At 44.9% G+C, this 7,126-nt stretch carries 7 protein-coding genes; 1 reads left to right on the forward strand and 6 read right to left on the reverse strand.

The window, feature by feature from the left end; genetic code table 11:
• Positions 1-43 precede the first annotated feature (43 nt).
• The 6 genes from IEX81_RS16375 to IEX81_RS16400 all read right to left on the reverse strand — a co-directional run bounded on the left by IEX81_RS16375 (position 44) and on the right by IEX81_RS16400 (position 6,318).
• Positions 44-715, reverse strand: a complete 672-nt coding sequence (locus tag IEX81_RS16375; RefSeq protein ID WP_188805308.1) for a sugar transferase — start codon at positions 713-715, stop codon at positions 44-46.
• Positions 716-843: 128 nt separating this feature from the next.
• Positions 844-1,611, reverse strand: coding sequence for a tyrosine-protein phosphatase (locus tag IEX81_RS16380; RefSeq protein ID WP_188805310.1), 768 nt, complete (start codon positions 1,609-1,611; stop codon positions 844-846).
• Between the two features lie 52 nt (positions 1,612-1,663).
• On the reverse strand, positions 1,664-2,365 hold the full coding sequence (locus IEX81_RS16385; protein ID WP_373292402.1) for a CpsD/CapB family tyrosine-protein kinase: 702 nt from the start codon (positions 2,363-2,365) through the stop codon (positions 1,664-1,666).
• Positions 2,349-3,110 (reverse strand): YveK family protein, encoded by a 762-nt coding sequence (locus IEX81_RS16390; RefSeq protein WP_188805314.1) that lies wholly within the window; start codon positions 3,108-3,110, stop codon positions 2,349-2,351. Before IEX81_RS16390 ends, IEX81_RS16385 begins: the two co-directional genes overlap by 17 nt.
• A gap of 560 nt (positions 3,111-3,670) precedes the next feature.
• Positions 3,671-5,110, reverse strand: a complete 1,440-nt coding sequence (locus IEX81_RS16395; protein ID WP_188805316.1) for a flippase — start codon at positions 5,108-5,110, stop codon at positions 3,671-3,673.
• Positions 5,111-5,286: 176 nt separating this feature from the next.
• Complete coding sequence (locus IEX81_RS16400) at positions 5,287-6,318, reverse strand: glycosyltransferase (RefSeq protein WP_188805318.1); 1,032 nt, start codon at positions 6,316-6,318, stop codon at positions 5,287-5,289.
• A 615-nt stretch (positions 6,319-6,933) separates the two neighbouring features.
• Here IEX81_RS16400 and IEX81_RS16405 point away from each other — a divergent pair.
• Positions 6,934-7,107: a hypothetical protein gene (locus tag IEX81_RS16405; RefSeq protein ID WP_188805320.1), complete on the forward strand. Its 174-nt coding sequence runs from the start codon at positions 6,934-6,936 to the stop codon at positions 7,105-7,107.
• The last annotated feature ends 19 nt before the right edge of the window (positions 7,108-7,126 follow it).

Genomic DNA, 7,126 nt, shown 5'->3' on the forward strand with positions numbered 1-7,126 from the left:
GGATACCATAAAATCCCATCAAGGGGTTATCTCTTTGTTTTATTTACACAGAACATTTCACTCTCCAGATATCTAAAGAGATCGATCTTTCTTTTATGTACCTTAAATCCATTTTGACCATTTCTTTAAATCCTACATTACTCCTACCATTAACCTGCCAAAGTCCTGTGCAACCTGGGGTCACAATTAAACGTTTTTTATCATATTCAGAATATTTTTCAACCTCTCTCGGTAACGGTGGCCGCGGACCCACCAGACTCATATCACCTTTTAATACATTAACAAGTTGCGGCAATTCATCTAGACTGGTTTTTCTGAGAAAATGACCTATTCGAGTAACACGTGGATCATCTTTCATTTTGAACATCGCACCTGTTGTTTCATTTTTATCAATTAACTGATCTAGTAATTGTTCAGCATTCGATACCATTGACCGAAATTTATATATGTAAAATGTCTTTCCTTTTTTCCCCACTCGGAGTTGTTTAAATATTATTTTACCCCGGGGATCATCCAGCTTGATCATCATTGAAATGATCAACAACACTGGAGATAAAATGATAAGTCCGAATAAGGCGCCTGTAATATCCATCAATCTCTTAGAAAACAAGTAAAATCTTTGGCTCTCTACTTTGTCTTCTAAACTGTTCAAGCTTTCATCTACAGCGACTTTATAGACAGCTTCGCTTTCTATTTCTGATTTGGATATTGCCATTTCCGTCCCCCCGCAAGACATAAAAGTATTTATTGTTATGGTTACTTTTTACATGATACATGACCATACTTGTATACCTTTAAAACAATTTCCATAAGCTGTAAACCATAAAATAATTCAACCTTTCACTAAAAAATACCTAAAAACTTTTTGTCTTTTACTTCAATTGGCTCCTCCCGGTTGATAAGGTCGCCGTTAATGAGTAACTCTGCATTTTCTTTAAATACTTGTACTAGATCGCTACCAAATTCTTTATTGAGTTCATTAAACGCTTCTTTTATGTAAAAAGGGCGCTCTGTCACATTATGAGCATCCGAAGCGACAAATTGAGTCAGATTGTTTTCAATGAACTGAAGCGTTCTTTTTCTAATCTTTTTGCCGTTCTTGCCGATAAGACTGGATGCCGTAACTTGAGAGAGCGCACCATCAGTGATGAAGGAGTAGAGGATTTCCGGATGTTCAAATATTTCCTGATTGCGTTCTGGATGGACGATGACGGGTGTGATGCCTTTGACTTGCAGGTCATAAAAGAGCTGCTTTGCGTAACGCGGAACATGTTGAGTCGGGAACTCAACGAGTATATACTTACCATTTTCGTTGATTGTGACGAGTTCTCCCTCAGCGGTGCTGTCAGCCATTTCACCGAATATCCTCGGTTCCTGGCCGGGTAGGACAGTCAGATCAATCTGATGCTGAACGAAAAGCTGATTAAGATCCTTAACCATGCTTAGAACAGAATATCGGGGATTATCCCAGTGGCGGTTGCGGTGGTGCGGTGTTGCAACAATTTGTGTAATCCCTTCAGCAACCGCCTGTCTGGCCATTGCAAGCGAGACTTGTTCATTTTCTGCACCGTCATCAACACCCGGCAGGATGTGGCAATGGATATCAATCATCCGGTTTCTCCTCCTTTATTACGGTATTTCTTTCATAATGCACTACTTGTTCTCATTCATTGCCATAATAATAGTAGTAATGGCCGTCCGACTTTGATAAAGGCTTGCCATTGAGCACGACTCCGAGAACCCGTGCTTTCGCCTTGGTGAGTAGATCTTTCGCCTTAGTTGCAGCCTCTTTCTCAGTAGCACCGCTTCGAACGACAAATACAGTCCCATCGCAGAGATTAGCCAGCACCTGAGCATCCGTTACTGCCAATACCGGCGGTGTATCAAGGATCACTGTATCAAAAAGTGTCAGTGCGTGATTGACGAAACTGGACATAGCCGGTGAACTCAGCAGTTCCGCGGGGTTTGGCGGAATCGGTCCGCTCGTCAATACAAAGAGATTCTCTGCTTCCGTGCTCTGGATAGTCTCGTCAAACGTGGTCCTTTTGGTCAACAATGTCGTTAATCCATTGGTGTTGCTGAGCCGGAAGGTATAATGCATCGTCGGCTTGCGAAGATCGGCATCGATCAGCAGCACATGTTTCCCCTGCTGAGCCATGACCGCCGCCAGATTTGCTGCGGTTGTCGACTTGCCCTCGCCCGGTCCGGCCGAAGTAACCATAATGGTCTTCAGTTCTCCGCTGACTTGGGAAAAATCAATGTTCGTCCGGATCGTTCTATACTGTTCTGCGGTTGTCGATTTGGGTTTATAGAAAGCGACTAAGTTCCGCTGCTTGGAAAGCACTTGTTTATTTTGCTTCAACACGGCCGCCTCCTCTCACCTTTTGATGGCCTGCTGCATGTGAAGATGCTTCGGATCCTTTTTCATGATGCTGCTTTATCTCAGAAATAGCTCCCAGCACCGGCAGGCCCAGCACTTTTTCGATGTCTTCTTCCGTCTTGATCGTGTTGTCTAAGTATTCAAGAAGGAAAGCAAGCCCGACAGACACCATCAGTCCGACTACAAAAGCGATTGCCAAATTGATTGTTGGTTTTGGACTAACCGGAGTATTGCTTGAAGAAAAAGTCGCTTGGGAAAGAATGCTGACGTTATCGACATTCATGACTTTCTGAACCTGCGACTTGAAGGCCTGGGCAACGCTATTGACAATCGCCACCGATTGGGACGGGCTTTTTGTTTCCGCCGTCACGGTAAAGACCTGCGAATTCTGAACTGTACTAACTTTCAGCATGCCTTTCAATTGATCAGCCGTCATGTTCAGATTCAGCTTCTGAATGACCTGATTAAGTACCGTAGGATTGTTAATAATCACGCTATATGTATCGACCAGCTGCACGTTCGTCTGTACGGCATTATTGGCATAAAGACTCGTATTGTTCATATTTGCCTGATTAACCAGAATCTGTGTCGACGCGTCATATTTCGGCGTCATCAGAAGATAAGTGACCAGTGCGCTGACCGCTACCGCCAGCAATGTGATGGTCGTAATCAATGAAATTCGTTTTCTCAGAGTTCGAAAAATCTCTTGAAGGCTAATCGTCTCTTCCATAATATCCCCCAACCGACAAATAAGATTTTATTAATTTGAAAGTTTTGTCAAGATAGTTGTATTATAGCACATTTCCTGTCGGGGAAAGCCGATGCCTTGGTTAAATTTGAGAGGAATCATGACGTTATGTGCACGTGAGTATAGGGGCACATCGGCCGCTAATCATGATTCGTACCCATCGTTACTGTGTGAAAAAGGGTGAATTTTTTATTTACCAAATTGGTAGATCCAAACACCCATGACAAAATATCTACTTGATTATAGCACATTAATATCTTCTTGATTTGGAAACATTTGAACTTATTGTAAAAAAATATTTCATTTTTTTCTGAATCGTCCACTTGTCCGACTTTCCAGTCGTTCGATTGACATTCGTCTTTTAGATTATCCGTCCAAGTCTATTAACGCCACTTTTTACGCTATTCATCAAGAGTTATGTGCTCAACCAGAGATATAAAGAAAAAACCGCGAGAGGGAATGTTCTTGCCTCATGCGGTTGCTGTTTGATTCGTTATTGGGTCTATTGTTTTTTTCAAAACGTGATGATTCATTCTCCTAATTCACCGGTTCCTGATCTTCTTCGCCAGATCCCACCCCGTGCTGAAAAACCGCTTATTCATCTCGGACTTTAACAGGAATAATAAGGAGAAATAAACGAACGCGCCAACGACAATCTCCACAACCGTCATTTTTAGACCAATGGACAGGACACTTGTCAGATAGCGGACAATAACGTACATTAGGCCTCCCGCGACAAAATATTTCCAAAGCGAGGCGAACAGTTTTTTCAGTTTAACGCTGTAGGCGACATAGCCGAGCTGCACGGCCGTCACCGAGGCCTCGGCGACGAGCGTCGCGAGGGCTGTGCCGAGAGACTGATAATTGCGGATCAGCAATAAGTTGAGCACAAAATTGACGGTGGCGCCGAGGCTTACTGAGATCGTGTAGGCCCGCGTATTGCCGATCGGCATCAGATACTGCTGGCCGATCACGCCGCTCCAGGCGATGAGGACAATAATCGGGCTGATGACGGCGATCAGCGTGCCTGTTTTTTCAAATCCCGGGCCGAAAAACCAGGGGGTCAATGTGCTCGCGATGCCTGCGAGGCCGAATGCCATCGGAACCGATAAGAAGGTGACAAAGTCAAAAGACCTGTAGAGATAATCTTTCACTTTGTCCATGTCTCCCCGGGCGAAGGTGTTGGAGACCCGCGGAAGCATGACGACACCAAGGGCTGTGGCCACGGCCAAAACCATCTTGACAATTTTATCGGAATTATCGAAGAAACCGACTTCGTTTGTATTCGATAAAGAACCGAGCATTGTCTTATTCAGGACGACATAAATTTGAACGGCGATCTGCGGCACAAATAGGTAAACGGCCGGCATAAAATGTTTTCTGACGTCGATCCATTTCAGTCTAATCCGGTTTACCGTTTTAGGCAGATAGGCCCACAGCGTCAGCTGTCCGAACAGCTCGGACAGCGCAAGGATCAGTACATACTTCCATAGATCCGAAGCCGATTTTACGAAAACAAAGATACTTGTGACGCCGATCAGTCTGACGATCAGATTTCTTGTGACGGTCTTTTTAAAGTCTTCCAGGCCCATATAAAGCCAGGACACGTCTAAAGCCGCGGAAATGATAAGGATAGACTGAATCAGGAAGATATTATGGTAGGCGCCGGTCAAGGCTAAAAAGACCAAGAACACAACATAGGCAAGACAAGTGGTGATGAACTTTAAAACGACAATGCCCCAGAATGTCCGGCTCAGTGCTTCTTTATTGTCCCGGACATAGGCGATCGCCCGGTTTGCGTAAAGGGAAATGCCAATTGTCCCGAACAGGATAAAGTATTGAATAATCGAGTTGGTGTAGGCGTTGATCCCCACGCCATTGCTGCCGAGTACGCGTGAAACGTACGGGACCGTGACCAGAGGAATAATCAATATAACGATCTGATAGGTCACATTGTAAATGTAATTTTTCGCAATGCTCATTTAGATTCCTGATTTCCTTTTTCTCAAATTCCCGATCATTAAGATCAGACTTACATTTGCTTCCATGCTTAAGCTATGCTATCTTTTGCCAAAAATACAGACGGCATGGAAATGCTGTGTATCGTTCCGGTACTGAGCACGGGTTTACCGCTGGTACGGAGCCTGGTGCGATTTGATCAGGACGGCTCTCCTGATCTTTCTAACGCGTTTTTAATCGCCCTTTTAATAAAATAGCCCCGCGTCGTTTTGGCTGCCAATTCGGCGGCGTTTCTTTGCATCTGGAGATAGCGTTCTTCTGTGATCTCTTTTAAACGCATGTCCAAATCCGCCAGAGACGACACGGCGATGCCGATGCCCTTCTCTTCGACGAACCTGGCCTGGGCCGCTTCTTTCCAGATGATGACGGGCAGCCGGCAGCTGATGTACAGCGACATTTTATGCGGATTATTGTATTTGAGGTAGCGTCCATAGTCGCCCGTGCATCGGTCCGGTTCGTCCCCGTCCCAGACCAGACCGTATTCTCCCTCCAGATGGTCGAGCAATTCTTCGGGCGCGAACGAACCTTTATAGTTCACATTTTCGGGCAGAGCCTCGGTATCGACACCGTTGCCGAACAGGACAAGCTCGTAATCGCGGGGTGCAATTTTGCTTAAAAAATGCGCTTTGGCCAGGTTGCCGGCAAACAGTACCCTTCTCCGGCTGGGATCCGCTTTGCCGAAGTCGTGATCGCCCTCAATACTGTAGTCGAACAGCTCCAGATTGACGATGGGTCTGCGGCAATTATTTTCTCTTAGCCAGTCCGTCATCGATGCGTTGTGCGCGACAAGGACATCGAATCCGTTCAGAAGATCGATTTCATTTTTTATGACCGCTTCATCGCCGAAGTGCTCTCTCAAAGCATCAATATCATGGATGATCAGAATGGTGTTGACGCCCTTTTTTCGCGTCTCATCAATGATCACGCGAACGATATAATCGCCCATGTAAAAAGGATATTGAATCGCCAGCACGTCGCTTTTTTCAAGATAGCTCAACTTTTTTCTGAAATTGTTCCTGAAAAACAGTCTTTTTTCATACCGGTTCATTTCACTATCCATGAACATGCTCAGAAAGCCGATCTCATGGAGAAACTTGCTGACGTCATTCTTTGCCTTCGCACCGGCATGCCTTTTCTCAGTTTCCACAGAAGTTAAGATGTATTGATTCATTTTCCGATTCCTTTCCATGGTAGGTGGCGCAGACCGCGCGCCTCACCGCCATTTTTGCCGGTTATACAGGATTAGCCTCACTTATTCGAATTCTCAGGATTGCATCACTGAATTTTACACTTTCAAATAGAACGGCATTCTCTCAAAATCGATTCACAAAACTTTCAATCGGAATGGGTACTTCGTACTCTTTGTAGCATGAAATTACGCCCGTAGTTGATAGTACCATTTGACAAGCAATTGATAAAGACAAATTTTAGGTAATTGCTCATTGCCGGTGCGAACCGAGCCTCAATAAACTTTGCCTCGTAAAAAGAAAATATGTATTTCTGACGCTTGTGCCTGTTCGGCCAACCTTATGGCGATCTCGTGACAACTGATCAACCGCTCGTTTGACTGATTTAATTACACTGGCTGCCAGAGAAATACATGATTTAAATTCTGCTGAAAAATTCGGAGGTTAACCGGCCGAATTCGGGGGCTATCGGCCAAATCAAGCCTTCTTCCGGCCGGATTCGGGGCTCTATCGGCCAAATCTAGAGTTAGTCTAAATGGTGGACACGTCAAAATGGGATCCCGTATGATTGAACTATAATTTTAAAGGACGTGTTCACATTGCCGAAACATCGAGACCCTGAGTATAAGGAATATGTCGCAAAGCTTGTGGTGGAAGAGCACCGGGTCGCCCGTCAAGTTGCCTTTGAACTGGAGCTCCCGGAATCCACAGTCAACCATTGGGTGCAGCCTACAAGAAAAAGAAGTTGGGGCCGGATCAGGGAAAGTATGTGACTCCCGGTGAACTTTCAAA

Source organism: Sporolactobacillus putidus (assembly GCF_014647035.1).
Taxonomy (GTDB): Bacteria; Bacillota; Bacilli; order Bacillales; family Sporolactobacillaceae; genus Sporolactobacillus; species Sporolactobacillus putidus.

Bases quoted from the DNA above. Each gene is read 5' to 3' on its own strand.
- IEX81_RS16375 (WP_188805308.1), bottom strand. From the start codon at position 715: ATGGCAATATCCAAATCAGAAATAGAAAGCGAAGCTGTCTATAAAGTC.
- IEX81_RS16380 (WP_188805310.1), bottom strand. From the start codon at position 1,611: ATGATTGATATCCATTGCCACATCCTGCCGGGTGTTGATGACGGTGCA.
- IEX81_RS16390 (WP_188805314.1), bottom strand. From the start codon at position 3,110: ATGGAAGAGACGATTAGCCTTCAAGAGATTTTTCGAACTCTGAGAAAA.
- IEX81_RS16395 (WP_188805316.1), bottom strand. From the start codon at position 5,110: ATGAGCATTGCGAAAAATTACATTTACAATGTGACCTATCAGATCGTT.
- IEX81_RS16400 (WP_188805318.1), bottom strand. From the start codon at position 6,318: ATGAATCAATACATCTTAACTTCTGTGGAAACTGAGAAAAGGCATGCC.